We start from the raw sequence: 18,135 nt of genomic DNA, 5'->3' as shown, positions 1-18,135 counted from the left end.
TTAGTCACCTACTCCATTCAATATGGCCAAACTATCGGCAATACGCTTTTGATAATCTGTTTGCGATTCTTCACCACGATAAATCTCATGATACAAACGACCATCTTTGATGAAGATGACACGGTTCGCATATGACGCGTCAATATTTGAATGTGTCACCATTAATATAGTTTGATGCTTTTGATTAATTTTTCGAAATAAACACATAAGGTTTTTAGAGGTTTTTGAATCAAGTGCACCAGTGGGTTCATCAGCTAATAATAATTTAGGTCGTGCTATCAACGCACGGGCTATAGCTATCCGTTGTTTTTGTCCCCCAGATATTTCAGACGGATATTTTTCAAGCAAGTCTTCAATTCCTAATTGTTCACTTATTTCCATTAAGCGTTTTTGCATTATTTTCGGACGTTCATTTGCAAGTACAAGAGGCATCAAAATATTATCTTTGTTCGACATCGTATTCAACACATTAAAATCTTGAAACACAAATCCCATCATTTCTCTGCGAAAGCGTGCAATGTCTTTATTCTTCAATTGATTAAGCGGCAACTCGTCTAACTTTATTAATCCTTCAGTTGTACGATCAAAAGTAGCAATTAAATTGAGTAATGTAGATTTACCTGAACCTGACTCGCCCATGATTGCTACAAATTCATTTTCATCAATTTCAAGGTTCATTTGATTTAAAGCCATTGTCGTGTTCATACCTCTGCCATAGACTTTTTTTACATTTTTAACCTCTAATAACACTATGCAAACTCCTTTCTACCCTTCTACTACATCATAAAATAAAAAGAATGCCAATAACATTCATGAAATCTTACAAATATCATTGGCAAACTTACAATTTTGAAAGTTTATTATTTTTCTTTAGTAAAATGTATAAAAAATACTGTCCCATGATTCAACTCTGATTGTACAGTTACTTGTATATTTAAATGATTTGCAATGTGTTGCACTATAAATAGACCTATACCAGTTGATTGTTCATTCAATCTACCGTTAAATCCTGAGTATCCTTTATCAAAAATTTTAGGAATATCTGCTTTACTAATCCCAATACCATTATCTTTAATCTGTAGAGTTTGATTGGCAACATCAAAATCTATCCAAATATCTTTACCTTTAGCATATTTTAAAGCATTATTTAAAAGTTGCTCTATCATTATAGAAGCCCATTGTGCATCGGTTAAAATAATGTCCTCACTTTTTTCATAATGGATTTGCGTCTTTTGTTCAATAAACTGAATTCTATATTTTAAAATCAACGGGCGAATCAAATCATCAACTGTCACTTTGGTAATTGTCATATCTGACTCTTCATTTAATAATTTTAAATAACTTAATGCGAGACTTGTATAATTATCAATGTGCACAATTTCTTGTCGAACACGATTAACTACATTCTCCTCGTTTCTCTCCAAAAGTAATTGTGAGGCAGTGATAGGTGTTTTAATTTGATGTACCCATGTTAAAAAATAACTTTCAACATCGTTACGATATTCAATTTGCTGATTCTTAACATGTGCTAACTCATGTTCTAAATATGCTACTTTATCTTTAAGATGTTCATTCTTTTTAAAACTTAAATACTTTATCCACCAACGTACACACATCAATAGTAATATTATACTGATTGCTAGTACGTATGCATCAAAAGGTAAAGAAAACACATAAAATATAAGTGCAAAAAATAATAGAATTATTAAAATAATTGAAATCTCATTACGAATCGATTGAATATATGCAAACTTCATATGTCTCAAACCCTGTATCCTACATTTTTCTTTGTCTCAATTAAATCATCGACACCGATAGAAAGTAATTTTTTTCGTAATCGTGTCATATTTACTGCGAGCGTATTATCATCAATAAAATTCTCAGACTCCCAACACTTCTCAATTAAAGCTGTACGACTTACATATTTATTTTCATTTTGAAATAACAATTTTAATATCTGTAGCTCTGTTAAGGAAAGTTGAACATGTTCATTATCCTTGCTAAGCTTGGCCTCATCAACAATTAGTTTACAACCTTTAACAGCTATTTCATCACGAGCTATTGATAAATCATAAGTGCGACGCAATAGTGCCTGAATTTTAGCTACTGTTAAAGACAAGTTAAATGGTTTCTCGATAAAATCATCGCCACCCATTTGGATAGCCAGAATTTGATCCATATTATCTGTTCTTGAACTAATAAACATAATAGGCACATGAGATACTTTTCGCATTTCTTGGCACCAATGGAAGCCATTAAGTGTTGGTAGATTGATATCTAATAATACGAGTTGTGGTTCTACTCGGCGAAAATCTTCCATTATCTTTTCAAAATTATCAACCACATGCACCTCATAATTCCATTTAGATAGCTCATTAGCTAAACTTTCAGCAATCACTAAATCGTCTTCTACAATGAAAATCTTCATATATGTTCACCTTTCACTATCTTTTCACTCTTATTTATCATCATTTGAATTTTTATTTTGTTGTTGTTCTTTGTCGATATAATCATGTTGTTGCTGATCTACATGATTCGAATTTTGTTCTTTTGAATTTTTCTTTCTACGTTTTTCTTCTAATACGCTTAGTACAATAAACAAAATAATTAATATTGGAGATAACATTACAAATATCATTGTCTCACCTTCTCTTAGGGTCTCTAGCTCCCAATAATTATGATACCTATTATAGATTATTTTACATGTTTATTAATAGGAAATACATTGTCATGATGCTATTATTTTAACAATATTATAACTTTGAGAGATATAAACGAACATCGAATATAGAGTCATACATTTTATTTAAGTGATAAAATTTTATAATATGTAAAAATAATATTACTTTACATTATATTTACTAAAAACTAACTCTCAGTCAAAGTTTGTCTTCTATACTTAAATTATCATACATATTGGGAGGCAATTTATTTATGAAATTTATGAACAAAATGGGTAAGACGACGCTTGCTTCATCAATCGTAGCAGCATCCGTTTTAAGTACGGTAAACGTATCATATGCTTCAGGTAGCTCAGAACAAAGTGCTCAAACTAAGCAAACACAAAACGATGCCATTGCTTTCGGCAACACAAAAAATCCAAAAAATGTCATCTTCATGGTTGGCGATGGTATGGGACCTTCTTTTAACACTGCATATCGTTATTATAAAAATAAGCCTGGTGCTAAGAAAATGACTCCAACTGCATTCGATAAATATCTAAAAGGAACAAATCGTACTTATTCTAATGATCCTAAAGAAAATGTTACAGACTCTGCTGCTGGAGGAACAGCTTTTAGTACCGGTCACAAAACATATAACGGTGCGATTAGTGTTGATACAAATAAAAAACCAATTAAATCTGTGCTAGAACAAGCTAAAGAACAAGGAAAATCAACTGGTTTAGTAACTACTGCTGAACTTACTGATGCAACACCTGCTGTATATGCTGCTCATGTAGATTCACGCGACAAAAAAGATGAAATTGCACAGCAATTTTATAATGATAAAATAAATGGTAAACATAAAGTCGATGTGATGTTAGGTGGCGGTGCAAAATACTTCGGTAAAGAAAATAAAAATTTAGCGAAAAAATTCAAAAAAGATGGTTATGATATCGTTTCTAATAAAGATGAATTAAATCAATCACAAAGCAAGCAAGTTTTAGGTACTTTCTCAGAAAAAGATATGCCATTACAAATAGATGCACCTCAATCTAATCCGTTGCTAGTAGACATGCAAAACAGTGCACTAAATAAATTAAGTAAAAATAATAAAGGATTCTTTTTAATGGTTGAGGGTGCTTCAATTGATAAAGCTGCCCACCCTAATGATATCACTGGTGTGATGTCTGAAATGTCTGGTTTCGAAACTGCTTTTGATAATGCTATTAATTATGCAAAGACACATAAAGATACACTTGTTGTAGCAACTGCAGACCACTCAACTGGCGGTCTATCAACCGCAAAAGGTAAAGATTATAAATGGAATCCAGAGGCTATTCACAAGATGAAACATTCTGGAATGTATATGACAAAACAAATCGCTGATGGAAAAGATCCTGAAAAAGTAATTAAAGATGGATACGGTATTGATTTCCCAAATAAACAACTCGATAAAGTCAAAAAAGCAGCAGACGAGCTTCACAAATTACAAAAAGAAGGTAAAGATGACAAAGACGAAAAAGTTGTAGAACAAACAACAAAATTACAAAATGCAATTCAAAAACCAATTAACGATGCTTCACACACAGGTTGGACAACCAATGGCCATACAGGTGTAGATGTTAACACATATGCATATGGGCCAGGTTCTAACAAATTCAAAGGGAATATGGAAAATACCCAAAGCGCTAAAAACTTATTTGACTTTTTCGGAAACAATGTAACATCAAATCAAAATTAATTATAAAGTTTAAATTTAATATAATAAGAAAGGGACAGTCGTCGTCATGACCACTGTCCCTTTATCATGTAAATGATATATTTTATACACATAAGATGTAATAACAATTAAATATAAAATGCTTATAATTCTGCATTCGACATTGTGTTCTTTTTGATTTGATGCTTTTTAAAAAGTTGGAACCCTACTGCGCTTCCAATAACGAACGCTGATGCTACTGTTACTCCAATAGTTACACGATTAGACATATATGTTTCATCTTTCACATTTTTTTGTTGCGATAAACGTGCCATTTTATTTTTAAAAATATTCATAACAGTCTTGTGTGCTTTAGCTTGAGTTAGTTTATATACTACCCAAGGTAATGTAGGTTCATATTCTTGTAAAGCAATAATACCCTCATTGGTGTTTCTTATTCTTCGGAATTCAAAGCGTGCATTTCCACCATCATTTGAATGTGCTAAATCGCCACCCACAATATTATATACCACCATATCTTCTGTAGAGTCAGCTTCATCACGTTCCATTTTTAAAATAAATTTATTAATGAAGGGCAAATTCATATTAAATTCTCGTTCATTTATCGTACCTTTAACGAGATGTAGTGTGATATTATTGATGAATTTTGCATATTCTTTAGTCACATCTTTAATCGAATAACCTTCCGGAATTTTAAACCGTGTAATGGCTCGTACATCTTTAATTTCTTGATGCATACGCCCAAATGATTGAGAATTTTTCGAATCCGACTTTTTCTTAGAAGTCTTTTGTTCTTCTCTTAGTGCTCTTTTCACACTATCTTCAAAGGTGATATTTCCTACGGACAAGTTAGACACAACGCGTTTTCGATGTGGTACCATATCGTGAGTTAAACTATTCATTAATGGATATACCATTTCTTTCGGTACATTTGAAATCAGTTGTACCCAATACCGACTTACGATAATGGGTATAATAGGTAAATCAAGCATAGGCAGTCGCTTATCAAGTACGTTAGCTGTGCGCTGTATCAGCGTTTTATAATTCATCACTTCAGGACCTGTGATATCAATTGCTTCGTTATCTTTGGGTGTTCGATTCACCAATGCTGCTAAACCATCTATCACATCGTCAATGGCAACAGGTGCAATTTTATTGTAAGCCCAACTAGGCAAAACCATTGCTGGCAATCTCTTAACTAGTCGTTTAAGAATTGGATAAGAACTTCCTTTTGCACCAATAATTAAACCTGCACGTAATGTGCTAACTGGTATACCGTAATCACCAAGAATTTTTTCACATTCAAGTCGACTTCTTAAATGTGCAGATAGCTCATCATTTTCTGGTATTAAACCACTCATGTAGACAATATGCTTAACACCCTGCTTTTGCGCCGCACGCGCAAAATTATCTGCTAACAATGCATCCATATCTTCAAAGCTAGCCTGCGTTAATTTTGCTGATGGCATCATAGAGTGTACTAAATATATCGCTGTATCTACATCTTTCATTACTTTTGTAATTTCGTCCAAATCAAATAAGTCTGCTGACTTCCACGTGACATTTTCTTCATCCGTTTTATTATGAGTATTTCTGGATATAGCTATCACTTCATGATCTTTTTTTAATTTATTCTTGAGATGGCTACCAATATAACCTGATGCACCAGTTAGTAAAATTTTAGACATGCACTCCCCCCTAGAATGTGTTTTAATGTTCTATAAAAATAGTTAGATTGTATACTTATTAAATTTGTATTGGTTATCATTGCTATATGTTAAATGTTTACCCAAAAATATGAAACTGAGACAAGAGTCACATGATTCTTGTCTCAAAGTACCCATAATTATATTATTTCCCGGTAAATAACAACTTTCTTTAAGAAATCTGTTGTTTGCAGTTTGATGAACTTGGATATTCTGGTTCCCCAAGAATTTCGGCCATTAACTTTTCACTGCTTTTCGAACTATCTTGTTTCATCAAACGATGAACCACTTTTGAATAATTTATATAATCAGTGCTACAAATTTGTTTAGCTAACATGCGTTCATTTAAAGAGGCTTTAAGAAAATCACCCACTTCAAACAAATCAAAATAAAAACCAACACTTTGTTTATATTGTTGCTCGTCTTCTTGAAGAATAAAGACTGGCTTGTTTAAATGTATATAGTCAAAAATGGTCGACGAGTAATCTGTAATCATACATTCACTCAGAATATACAGTTCTTGAATATCAACAAGTTCATTGAAATAACAGTGAATTCGATTATCTATTTGATTATATCTGGTTCTTAAATGACTTTCATTAGGATGAAGTTTCACAATAATCTCATAATTCTCTGGTAAATATTTAAGTAAATCTTTTAAATTAATCTGAGTGACTTCTTTTCTTTGATTTTCCCTCCAAGTGGGACAATATAATATATATTTTTTATCATCATCTATCTTATACATATATTTAAGCTGTAACTGCTGGCGCTCTTGTAAATTATTATTATTTATTAAATATTCATTCTTAGGTGCGCCGTATTCTAGAACTTTAAGATTTGGATTTTTATTTAGCATAAAAGCAGATTCCAACAACGTCGTATTAATATCTGATGATGTCAAAATGTAATCCCATTTTTTCATGCGTGGTATGAATGCCTCTAGTTGTTGTTGTCTTTCATGTTGTTCATTTAAATCATTAACCATTTTCTTTAATGGAAAACCGTGCCATGTTTGAATAAATATCTGATCTGAAGACTTGTACACTTTATCCCACGAGTTACCATTGATAAAAACATACTTACACTTTCTAAACGTTTTAATATATTTCTCGCTTCCAAATCGAACAGGTGTAAAACCGTAACGTTTGATTTCCATATCAACAAGTGAATTGGTTGAACTCACATATATTTTTTTATGATCATACTGTCTCTTAATAGCAAGAGCAATATATTTAGGATCTCCACTAAAATTCTTGCCATGGAAAGACTCTATAAATATTGAATCGTCGTCTACAGGTATTTGATTTAAATTTTTGATATAGCTCATATGCGTTCTTTTTTCATAGTACGTTTTACATTTATTAAATAAATATTTATTTTTTCTAATTAAATTCATCCAACGACTCTCTTTTAAACGACTTGCTATATCTATTTGTTTTTCACTACCGAGATGTCGATGAATTTTCTTCACTTTTACATGTTGAGATGAAGAGAAAGTTTCAACATTATTTAAAAATTCCTGTCCATAATTAATGCATTTAAACGTACTTTTCAACTGTCGATAATCTTTTTGTCGATCACAGTGACTATATTTATAGTTTAGAAAGTCTTTAATTATTTTACTATCTTTAATCATATCTTTGGTTAAAAAACGTATCGCTTCATATGGTGCATAGATATCCTTTAACACGTTATCATCACCATAGTAAACTAGAGCTTTATTACCCTGTGCAATCGTTTCTAATATAGAATAGCCGAGCGTTTCATATGGCGAACTAGATACATAAATATAACTCTGTGGTTCTTTTTCATTAATATGAATATAATCATTAAGATGATAGTAATTTATCAAATTTTTGTAAAGCATTTCTGAAGGACCATATCCTATTAAATAAAGTTGAGCATCATCAACAATTTGGTTTTTAATGATGTAATTAAACAATTTAATAATATATGAAATATCTTTAACTTCATCCTCAAAACGTGCTTTAATTAAAAAATTTCGTTTAGTATTTATCGGCTCTGATTTTAAATCGATATGTTGTGCATTTACGTATTGATTAAAAACCCGATGATAGTCATATTTAGCTATAAATTCATTTTTAATTCTAGCTGTACTCACTCGAACACAATCAATACAGTCTAATGCTAAATCTATATTCTCATTAATATATTCCAATGGACCATGTATTTCACCAACAATCTTAATCTTGCTATTTAATTTTTTAACTAGATATGCATGATTAAAAAAGGTTTCTCTAGTAATTATAAGTAGGTCTCCATGAGCAAGTTCTTTTCCACTATTAAATTGATGAATATGAAGATGCTTTGTGCTCAAACCTTCGTAAATAATTAGTTTTGTGATATCACTTTTATTATAGTCCTGATAATTAAAGTAGTGTACCTCATGTCCAATTTCTAATAAGCTTTTCACTAAGTTAATATTACTTCTTGATGTTCCGCCCTTGGCGAAGATATTATATCCAAATATGTTAATCTTCATTTAATATCTCACTTCCCAAATACATTAAATTATTTCATCTTTAATATGTAGAACTCGCGAAAGATATTATACTTAATATTTGGAATTTTATCTACTTGTATATAATTAAAATAATTTTGAATTTTAAAAATAAAAAAGACACGACATGGTCGCAATCGACCTAGTCGTGTCTTCATATAATTATCATTAGTGAATCTTAATATTCAATGTTTGGAGCTTGGTTTACATGATTTTGGTATTTTTTGAAACCATAGAACGCTGCACCAGCTAATGCTAAAATAACTGCTAATTTTTTCATCTTAATAACACTCCTTTCAAAGATGCGGTTCTTGAACAAACAAAATGTTCAATAGTTAGTTACTATTATACACGTTTTATAGTTGTTTTTAAAAACTTGAATTTCAAATTATCGTAATTTTTTCCTTATTTTCTAAAATTCATTATTAATTTTGAAACTACATAGATTTATTTTACAACTTAAATTACGATTTATTCTTATACTATTTCACTACAAATTATATATATATCGTAAATTCATACCGCATAATCACTTAAATGTAGTCAACATAGAAACACTATTTTAAGTCAAATTGTTACTTTCACCATAAATTAAGAACTATAAAATATAACATAATCTTAAAACATCTCGTCCTTATCAAGATTTTTTAAGTAAGATATTGTTGTTCATCATTTATTAAAAATTTTTTATGAATACGTTTGATTGATACCTTCATATAATGCATTAATAAATGCTTCCATTGTTGGTGTCCAATTTTCTTTATTGGTACGATTTTTTGTACTAGTATCTCCATTTTTAAAGAATGCTTTTCTTAAAGCAGTCGTTAATTCTAACTGAACGCCAGTGTTATTGTCTTCTTTATTAATGAAGTTTTTATTATTTTGACCACCTAGATACTCTGGTGGAACTTTAACTGTAAATCCACGTCCTACAAGTTGCTTCTCTATAGCATTTCTTAAATCTGAACGGGGCCCACCAAGATAGATAATCTCCTCAGTACCTGATGCGCCATGAATCGAAATAGTTGCAGTACGGTTTTTAATCATTTGATTTAATGTCGGATCATCATAATGTGTAGACGTCACATGTAATTCAGAGTTATTTTTAGGTCGAATACCTTCAAATGAATAATAATCATAATTACCTTTATCTGCTAATGCTTTAGTTAATTCTGTTGTACCTTGTTCAATACTTCCGCCATGTGGAGCCACAATGAGTACTTGATTCCCTGTGTTTTTTGTATCTTTTCTCCAATCTACACCTTCAGTTGTTTCTTTTTCTAACTGAGTCATCGATTGGTATTTATCTATTTTACGTTCTGTAGATGCTAAACTTACTAAAGCTTTACTGCTATCAGTTTTAGAAGTAGTTGGCGTTGAAAGTTGCTTTGCTTTAGTAGTTGTACTAACTTGAGTCGATAAAGTAGGTTGTGCCTTTGTCGTAGAGGATTGAACTGTTTTAGATTTTGTTGACGTTGACGGAGATTTTGTTTTACTTAGTTGTGTAGTGTTTTTCTTAACTGAAGTTGTATGACTTTTAGTTGATTGTTGTGTCTTTGTTGATATTTTAGCTTTAGAAGTTGGCGACACAGTAGTTGCTTTATGAGAAGTTGTGCGTTTCACAGAAGTAGGTATTGTTTTTGAACGTGTTGAAGTTGTTGAACTCTTACGAATGGTAGGCTGAGTCCTGGTTGTTGTGCGCGTTTTATTTACTGTGGTAGATTTTTTTGCTATTGTAGTTTTTTTAGTTGATGATGTTTTGGGTGATATAGCTCGTTTGGTTGATGTAGCTCTTTTTGTTGATGTAGCTCTAGATTTAACAGACGTATCTTTAACTGAACGTTTAAAATTGGACGTCGTCTTTTGAGTTGGAGATGTCTTAGTTACATGTGTTTGTTGCGTTTTCGTACTTGCATCAGCAAACTGATTGTATGAACCTATTGTCCCTACTCCAATAAATAAAGTAACGAAACTTAGCGTCACTTTCTTCATTGAAAAGAACCGTGAAATACTTTTGACTTTCATATCAATTCTCCTTATGAATTATTAATATAAAAATTATACTAACTTATTTTTGAAAAAAAACAATATTTTTATTAAGTCGCGGAATGTTTTTTTATATTATATCAATATTTTTAAAACATTGATATTACTAAATATTTTCACTAAAAAAATTTTTTAAACAATAACAAAGAGTTTAAGATATAAATCCTTAAAAAATAAGACACCTTCATATATTTTAATAAACACCACCAAATTAAATTAACAGAGGGCTTACATATAAAAATTATAACAAGCCTCAACTTAAAAGCTTATGCTATCAATGGGAAGTTATGTTAGAACTGCTCAAAAATATATCGCGATATGTTAATAAAATTTTTGGAACGAAACCCAATGGTGATTTTAACTAATCTCTATGTCTTAATAGTAAAAGAATAGATTTTAATCATATGTATATCGAAATGGTGGAAATGGCTTTAAATGTGATTTTAATATAAATAAATGTGATGATTGTTCAGCATGTTCTTTGAAACGGCTATACATAAAACCGTGTTCATAATAAATAAGAAAATCATGAAAAATGATAATTAGAAATACTTTAAAATTCAAACTAATTAAAACCTTTCTTAACTAGAAATGAAAAACTATAGTCATAGAAAATTGGCTGTAGAACCTATTTGGGGATTTATGAAGGTTATTTTGGGTTTCACTCAAGTGTCAGCTCGATCTATAAATAAAGTCAAAGGGAAAAAATTTTTATTAATGGTGCTTAATATTAAGAAAAATAGCGACTCAGAGATTTGAATACTTATAAAGTATCTCTTTTGTCTCTGAATATCAAAGAAATAAACCTCACTATCATTACATAAAATAACTTATCGGAAGTAGATATGCTTGTATATTTACAGATGGTATAATACTATAGTCGCCTATCTCTCAGGCGTCATATTTAGACGCAGAGAGGAGGTGTTATTCATGCTAGAAATTCTTGTTCACATCACGACCACAGTCATCAATGGTTGTATTGTTGCGTTATTTACGCATTGGCTACGTAATCGCAACAATAAATAGGCGACTATAGCCACACCTAAAAAATCCCCTCACTACTGCAATAGTGAGGGGATTGGTGTATTCACACTAGAATTCTTGTTAACCATATTATAACACTGATTAATAGAGGAATGCAAAAACATAAGAAAAGTAAGTGCAATTCTATAATTAGAATTATTGATTTTCTTTGATACTATAAAATTGCTAACATTAAGGCTAATTAGTTGAATACAAAATCAAGGTGGGAGTATTAAATGGAAAAGGTTAAATCATATTTAAAAGACATTCAAAACAACGAAAAGTATCAAAAAGATATAGAATTTCTTGAAAAGAAAAGTAATGGAAGGGAAGACAGAAAATTTATATTAGATATATTCTTTTTATAGATAATTCCCTTGATTTCAATTTATATTACATATTTTTTAAGTTTTTCCAATCCATTTGCAATTTTTATATTAATAATTACAGCTGTGTCAGTTTCTTATAAAATTGCTAAAAATCTATTGGATCACATGTACAAAAATGAGGATAGATTTCTAGCATTACATAGAAACTACGAAAAGGAAAAACTATTATTTCTTACTTTACCTATTATTGGACTCATAACTATAATAGGAAGTTCATTTCTCTTCGATTATTTAATATTTAAACTGAATAATACGTCTGTAGAAATATTAGGGTCCATTCCTACTGTTATATATCAAATTATTATTTGTTTTATTCAGTTTATGTTCACGGCTATGTTTTTAATAATATTTATTTATACCATTTGGTTTTTTATATATGGAAAGTTTACAAAATAAATGATTAGAGTACACCCTAATCATACTGATATAGTAGTTGAATTTATAATGACTCAAACGTATGATTTGGGTGTATATTAATTATGGAGTGAAAATAAATGTCGGCTATGCGAGGATATTATCCATGGATCAAAATTTAAAAAGACAACTGGATAATTTGAAAACGTTTGGTGTGAAAAACATTTACAGAAAAACAGTCTGGGGAATCTATTAAAAATAGATTGTTATTTCAATAATTTCTTAGTTTTGTGAGGGTGGAAGATGAGGTTGTAGTGTAGTCATTTGATCGTTTAGGCCTTAATTACGATGAAGTGATCAAGACAGTTAATTATTTAAAAGACAAATAAGTTTAATTAATGATTACTAGCATACCTATGATGAATGATGAGATTGGCAATTCATTATTAGATAAATTTATGAAAAATCTATTCATTCATATATGAGCAATGGTTTCAGATTTTCTCACTCCTAAATATTTTCTATTGAATACAAACGCTCTTCTCCATTAATTTCACAACTAACGTCAAATTTATTAGGCCTTTGACTATTCTCGCTATATTTCACTTCAATTTTAATATTTTTTACTTCTCTCCCTTTTTAATTGCTTTTTGCCATTCTTTCTTCATGTTATACCATTCTCCGTTCTCTTTAAATGAGCGGTTGATGTATTTACTTTGGGGGACGAGATTATCTATATCTTTAGAACCTCCGAATCCGCGCGCAATTAAATGACCGCCGTCATCATCTGGTAATCGGTCTTCTCTTCCTACTGTTCGTTGCGCATATGAATTACGTCCGCCATCTAGAAGTGATAGGTCATCCGCATATACTTCTTTAATACGGCCTTTGTGATCCGTTCGATACACGTGTCCATGCGGTGTTGTATATTCGATGTTGGCCTTCAATTTCTTAGGCTTCATAAATCTGCGTTCATAATGGTCACCATATTCAACCTTTGTAAGATTTGGGGCTTCTTGATAATGAATATGATTTTATAGTTTTCAATCAAAACCACCCGTATGAACGGGTGGTTTGTTCTACGGCTATAAGCCTTTCTTACTGGCCAGCCCTAAAAGGGCACTGATAGGTCAGCCAACTGCACTACTTTCCCAGCACCCCTAAAGGGGTACTATTTTTTTCGTCTTTTTTTAATTTCTTCTCCTGTAAAGGGATCTAGGTATTCTTCCATTGAAATTTGATCTGCAACGATCTCTTCTTGTAATTGATTACGAATGTAATTTTCAATTACCTTTTTATTTCTACCTACTGTATCTACATAAAATCCTTTACACCAAAACTTTCTATTTCCATATCTATATTTTAAATTAGCATGTCTATCAAAAATCATTAAACTGCTTTTACCTTTTAAATATCCAACAAATGAGGATACTCCTAATTTAGGTGGAATACTAACTAACATATGAATATGATTTTTAGATGCTTCTGCTTCTATTATTTCTACGCCTTTTCTTTCACATAATTGACGTAAAATAACTCCAATATCTCTTTTGATTTTTCCGTATATCACTTGTCTTCTATATTTTGGTGCAAAGACTATGTGATACTTACAATTCCATTTTGTATGTGCTAAACTGTTTGTGTCAGATGACATAAAAAAGCATCTCCTCGTGTTGAATATTTTGGTTGGCTGACCAATATATATTCTAGCATGATGAGATGTTTTTTTAGATAACGGTAAAACCTTTTCTGAACCATACGCATAGCGCATGGTTTTCTTTATACAATTATAAAAAAGACAATTTCTATTGAATAAATATAGAAATTGTCTTTTTCTTCTTCTAAGACCTTTATGTTACAAAATCTTTGTTAATCTTCTTTCAAATGTTCAATTGTTTTGAATCCTTCACGATAATTAGCTAGTTCTTCCATCATCGCGTACCAATCATGGCCTACTTTTTGTAGTGTCTGTTGAATTAATTCATCTTGTGCTTGGTTTAACTTACCTATTAAATCATCACCCGCTTCAGTGGTAAAAAGTTTTTTTACTCGTCTATCCTGCTTAGATGTTTGTTCGACGATTAAACCTTCTTCTTTTAATTTACGTAACGTTGCATGCGATCCTTGTTTAGATATTTCAAGCGTAATCAAAAGTTCTTTAATTGTTATACCCGGTAATTTATTAATGAAAAATAAGAATCGATGATGTTGGCGACTCATGCCATATTGCTCAATAATTTCATCCGCTGTAGTAATAAAAGTCTTATACGCGAAGTAAAACAGCATATGTTCGTAATCATTTTTATTTTTAGACATTTAACACTATCCTTTTTTTATTCAATATCGTTATTATAATAAACTTTTGACTGATAGTCATATATTTCAGAAACTGTTCAAACTTTTAATAGGTCAACTTAGTTGACTTTATTTCAAATTGACGTTAATATGATACTTGTAAGATAAAAGAAATCAAAGGTGGAATTATATATGAAACAACGCGTAGGACAATATTTAATGGACGCGGTTTATTCAGCAGGTGCTGACAAAGTTTTTGGTGTCCCAGGAGATTTTAATCTAGCCTTTTTAGACGATATTATTGCACATAATGATATTAAATGGATTGGTAATACAAATGAGCTTAATGCAAGTTATGCTGCCGACGGATATGCACGTATTAATGGCATCGGTGCAATGGTAACAACATTTGGAGTGGGTGAATTAAGTGCTGTCAACGGAATCGCTGGATCTTATGCTGAGCGTGTGCCAGTTATTGCCATCACTGGGGCACCTACTCGAGCTGTAGAACAAGAAGGCAAATACGTTCACCATTCCCTTGGCGAAGGAACTTTTGATGATTATAGAAAAATGTTTGAGCCTATTACAACAGCGCAAGCTTATATTACACCTGATAATGCTACCACAGAAATTCCAAGAGTAATCAATACGGCGCTTCAACAACGTCGTCCAGTTCACATTCATTTACCTATTGATGTCGCACTAACAGAGATTGAAATTTCAAACCCATTCAAACCAGAAGTCGAACCACAAAAAAACGTTCAAAGTTATATCAATATGGTTCAAGACAAACTTGAATCGGCATCACAACCTGTCATTATTACAGGACATGAAATAAATAGTTTCCATCTGCATAAAGAACTCGAACAATTCGTTAATCAAACTCAAATTCCAGTTGTTCAGTTATCTTTAGGTAAAGGTGCATTTAATGAAGAAAATCCTTATTATATGGGTATCTTTGATGGTTCAATAGCAGAACAAGATATTCAAGATTATGTTAATCAAAGTGATGCTATTTTGAATATTGGTGCTAAATTAACAGATTCTGCAACAGCTGGGTTCTCATATCAATTTGATATTAATGAAGTGATTATGCTAAATCATAATGAATTTAAAATTAATGATACATGCATCGAAGCATTTTCATTACCAAATATATTAAATGGTTTAAATAAGTATATTCACTACAAAAACACTAATGATTTCCCACAATATGAGAGACCACAATCACACAATTACGAACTTAGTGATCAGCCATTAACTCAAGAGACTTATTTCAATATGATGCAAGATTTTTTACAACAAGATGATATTTTAATCGCTGAACAAGGTACATCATTCTTTGGTGCTTATGACTTAGCCTTGTACAAAGATAATACTTTTATCGGGCAACCATTATGGGGATCTATCGGCTATACACTACCAGCAACGCTAGGAACACAAATTGCAAATCCATATCGTCGAAACATTCTATTAATTGGTGATGGATCACTACAATTAACTGTTCAATCATTATCTACAATGATTCGTCAAAATTTAAACCCTGTGATATTTGTAATTAATAACGATGGTTATACAGTTGAGAGAATGATTCATGGTATGAAAGAACCTTACAATGACATTCGCATGTGGGATTACAAATCATTACCTTCTGTATTTGGTGGTGACAATGTTTTAGTTCATGATGTAAACACTTCAGAAGAACTCATGCTCACCTTCGAAAATATTAAATCTAATAGTGATCGCATGCACTTTGTAGAAGTGAAAATGGCTGTTGAAGATGCACCAGTTAAATTAAGTAATATAGCTAAAGCATTCGCATCACAAAACAAATCATCTTAATATCTTTTTAAAATTCTATAATATAAGCAATTCAAACACCCGTATAATTCTCTAGTTATACGGGTGTTAAATATATCTTTATAGAAGTTGAAACTTAAAAAATGACGTTTCCCGTGAAACAACATTCATTTAACGTTATATTTTATATCGATTAAAAGTAACATGTATGAATAATCACAAACATTTATGATTCTAATAAATCATTCTTAAGACACCTTTTTTAATGAACTTAATCATATCTTTAGCCATTGCTATAGTTTTAGAATTTGTTTTAACTTCCAAGTTAAAAATTCCAAATATACAAATAAGCCTGCACATTCTTTAATGTGAGGCTTACTTGAATTCTCTATAAACTCCGATTGTCTAAATATTGTTTATCAATAACTGAACGTGTGATATCTCGTAAGTGTGCAGGGCTCATCGAAGAACTATCCATTTGATTGCGACCATGATGAGTGGCATCTTTGTCATTATAGTCATCTAGCATCATCACTTTAAAGTTCGACTTAAGGAACTGGTTTTGGTGTTGAGTTAATTCGTAATAATTCACCATACTTCTCCACTTCACATCTTGAACTTGAAACTGTTTATCTTTCTTACTAATTTTAAAATCTATCCGTCCTAATAAATCATTACTTTCATTCCCTGTTGACTGACCGTTCAAGAAATTCCCTAATGAATATGCTACAAGTGTACGATTCCCTTCTCTACCGTCAACCCATTTTACTGGTTGAATCACATGAGGATGTGTACCTAAAACTACATCAACACCTGCATCAGCGAAAATTTGTGCATATTTTTTTTGAGTGGCGTTAGGCTGATGCTTACCTTCATTACCCCAATGTGCTGAAACAAGTACTACATCACTTTGTTGTTTGGCTTTCTTAACATCTTGCTTAATTTTATTTTCATCAAACGTATCTACCGTATAATCATGAGTTGGTTGATGATCGTTTGTACCAAATGTGTAACTTAATAAAGCAACTTTCACACCTTTAATTGTTTTAATAGGAATTTGACGGTGTGCTTGTTCTGATTCATATACACCCGTGAACAAAACTTGATCTTTAAATTTGTTCCAAGTATGAATATGATTTCTTACACCTTGCTCTCCTTGATCTAAGGCATGATTGTTTGCACCGTTTACAAAATTAAAGCCAGTATCTACTAAATCCTGAGCAATACTACTCGGTGTATTAAAGTTTTTAAATCCTGAATAAGGCCTATCATCCCCACCTAATGGTGATTCTTGATTAACAAAAGAAATATCTGCGTTTTGAATGTCTTTTTTTACTGGTTGATACATAGGTTTAAAATCAAAACTATTCCCCGTAATTTGTGCATCTTTATATACAACTGGGTGAATTAAATTATCACCTACAGCAACCACACGTATTGTTTTATTTGTATTTTGTTTATCGCTAAAAGATTGATTAATCGAACACCCACTAACAACTATGAAAAACGTAACTAATATCATCATATATACAAAATATTTAGATACTGTTTTCATTTTCTAATACTTTCTCTCCTTCTATAAACCTTTGTATTTATTTTCATCATATCGCTATAC

16 protein-coding genes and 2 pseudogenes are annotated in these 18,135 nt (G+C 31.2%); 6 read left to right on the top strand and 12 right to left on the bottom strand.

Annotated elements, in window-relative coordinates:
* From FNL83_RS01540 to FNL83_RS01525, 4 genes are all read right to left on the bottom strand, one after another.
* On the bottom strand, window positions 1-750 hold the full coding sequence (locus FNL83_RS01540) for an ABC transporter ATP-binding protein (protein ID WP_002456717.1): 750 nt from the start codon (window positions 748-750) through the stop codon (window positions 1-3).
* Window positions 751-860: 110 nt separating this feature from the next.
* Window positions 861-1,757 (bottom strand): sensor histidine kinase, encoded by an 897-nt coding sequence (locus tag FNL83_RS01535; protein ID WP_002456718.1) that lies wholly within the window; start codon window positions 1,755-1,757, stop codon window positions 861-863.
* A gap of 5 nt (window positions 1,758-1,762) precedes the next feature.
* Window positions 1,763-2,428: a response regulator transcription factor gene (locus FNL83_RS01530; protein WP_001830679.1), complete on the bottom strand. Its 666-nt coding sequence runs from the start codon at window positions 2,426-2,428 to the stop codon at window positions 1,763-1,765.
* 30 nt (window positions 2,429-2,458) lie between these two features.
* Window positions 2,459-2,638 (bottom strand): hypothetical protein, encoded by a 180-nt coding sequence (locus FNL83_RS01525; RefSeq protein WP_002456719.1) that lies wholly within the window; start codon window positions 2,636-2,638, stop codon window positions 2,459-2,461.
* Window positions 2,639-2,934: 296 nt separating this feature from the next.
* Between FNL83_RS01525 and FNL83_RS01520 the strand changes: the two genes are divergently transcribed.
* Window positions 2,935-4,404 carry an alkaline phosphatase gene (locus tag FNL83_RS01520; RefSeq protein ID WP_002456720.1) on the top strand — a complete coding sequence of 490 codons (1,470 nt, stop codon included), beginning with the start codon at window positions 2,935-2,937 and terminating at the stop codon, window positions 4,402-4,404.
* Window positions 4,405-4,526: 122 nt separating this feature from the next.
* Here FNL83_RS01520 and FNL83_RS01515 read toward each other — a convergent pair whose 3' ends face one another.
* From FNL83_RS01515 to FNL83_RS01500, 4 genes are all read right to left on the bottom strand, one after another.
* The gene (locus FNL83_RS01515) at window positions 4,527-6,071 is read right to left on the bottom strand and encodes an NAD(P)H-binding protein (RefSeq protein WP_002489712.1); all 1,545 of its coding nucleotides are present in this window, start codon (window positions 6,069-6,071) and stop codon (window positions 4,527-4,529) included.
* Between the two features lie 190 nt (window positions 6,072-6,261).
* Window positions 6,262-8,595, bottom strand: coding sequence for a CDP-glycerol glycerophosphotransferase family protein (locus FNL83_RS01510; RefSeq protein ID WP_002456722.1), 2,334 nt, complete (start codon window positions 8,593-8,595; stop codon window positions 6,262-6,264).
* Between the two features lie 196 nt (window positions 8,596-8,791).
* Window positions 8,792-8,893, bottom strand: a complete 102-nt coding sequence (locus FNL83_RS01505) for an SE2200 family small protein (RefSeq protein WP_002437978.1) — start codon at window positions 8,891-8,893, stop codon at window positions 8,792-8,794.
* Between the two features lie 407 nt (window positions 8,894-9,300).
* Window positions 9,301-10,638: a poly-gamma-glutamate hydrolase family protein gene (locus tag FNL83_RS01500; RefSeq protein WP_001830672.1), complete on the bottom strand. Its 1,338-nt coding sequence runs from the start codon at window positions 10,636-10,638 to the stop codon at window positions 9,301-9,303.
* Between the two features lie 612 nt (window positions 10,639-11,250).
* Between FNL83_RS01500 and FNL83_RS12000 the strand changes: the two genes are divergently transcribed.
* From FNL83_RS12000 to FNL83_RS12170, 4 genes and pseudogenes are all read left to right on the top strand, one after another.
* Window positions 11,251-11,418 (top strand): transposase, encoded by a 168-nt coding sequence (locus FNL83_RS12000; protein ID WP_001830645.1) that lies wholly within the window; start codon window positions 11,251-11,253, stop codon window positions 11,416-11,418.
* Between the two features lie 171 nt (window positions 11,419-11,589).
* Window positions 11,590-11,685 (top strand): type I toxin-antitoxin system Fst family toxin, encoded by a 96-nt coding sequence (locus FNL83_RS01490; protein ID WP_002494655.1) that lies wholly within the window; start codon window positions 11,590-11,592, stop codon window positions 11,683-11,685.
* A 233-nt stretch (window positions 11,686-11,918) separates the two neighbouring features.
* Window positions 11,919-12,050 carry a hypothetical protein gene (locus tag FNL83_RS12290; RefSeq protein WP_001832932.1) on the top strand — a complete coding sequence of 44 codons (132 nt, stop codon included), beginning with the start codon at window positions 11,919-11,921 and terminating at the stop codon, window positions 12,048-12,050.
* A gap of 511 nt (window positions 12,051-12,561) precedes the next feature.
* Window positions 12,562-12,907 (top strand): annotated as a pseudogene (locus tag FNL83_RS12170) (recombinase family protein); the annotation flags it as partial.
* A gap of 28 nt (window positions 12,908-12,935) precedes the next feature.
* On the opposite strand, the pseudogene FNL83_RS01475 reads toward FNL83_RS12170, so the two are convergent.
* The 3 genes and pseudogenes from FNL83_RS01475 to FNL83_RS01465 all read right to left on the bottom strand — a co-directional run.
* A pseudogene (locus FNL83_RS01475) lies at window positions 12,936-13,459 on the bottom strand (DNA/RNA non-specific endonuclease); the annotation flags it as partial.
* Window positions 13,460-13,596: 137 nt separating this feature from the next.
* Complete coding sequence (gene tnpA / locus FNL83_RS01470) at window positions 13,597-14,079, bottom strand: IS200/IS605-like element ISSep3 family transposase (RefSeq protein WP_001832528.1); 483 nt, start codon at window positions 14,077-14,079, stop codon at window positions 13,597-13,599.
* 215 nt (window positions 14,080-14,294) lie between these two features.
* On the bottom strand, window positions 14,295-14,741 hold the full coding sequence (locus tag FNL83_RS01465) for a MarR family winged helix-turn-helix transcriptional regulator (RefSeq protein ID WP_001831825.1): 447 nt from the start codon (window positions 14,739-14,741) through the stop codon (window positions 14,295-14,297).
* Window positions 14,742-14,912: 171 nt separating this feature from the next.
* On the opposite strand from FNL83_RS01465, the gene FNL83_RS01460 reads away from it, so the two are divergent.
* A complete protein-coding gene (locus FNL83_RS01460) occupies window positions 14,913-16,562 on the top strand; it encodes an alpha-keto acid decarboxylase family protein (RefSeq protein ID WP_002456741.1) in 1,650 nt (549 codons plus the stop codon).
* A 346-nt stretch (window positions 16,563-16,908) separates the two neighbouring features.
* Here the strand turns inward: FNL83_RS01460 and FNL83_RS01450 are convergent, their stop codons facing one another.
* Complete coding sequence (locus FNL83_RS01450; RefSeq protein ID WP_001831857.1) at window positions 16,909-18,075, bottom strand: CapA family protein; 1,167 nt, start codon at window positions 18,073-18,075, stop codon at window positions 16,909-16,911.
* Window positions 18,076-18,135: the final 60 nt, after the last annotated feature.

It is taken from the genome of Staphylococcus epidermidis (assembly GCF_006742205.1).
Classification (GTDB): Bacteria; Bacillota; Bacilli; order Staphylococcales; family Staphylococcaceae; genus Staphylococcus; species Staphylococcus epidermidis.
The sequence above is the reverse complement of the archived record's forward strand: the minus strand, read 5'-3'. Positions and strand labels throughout refer to the sequence as shown.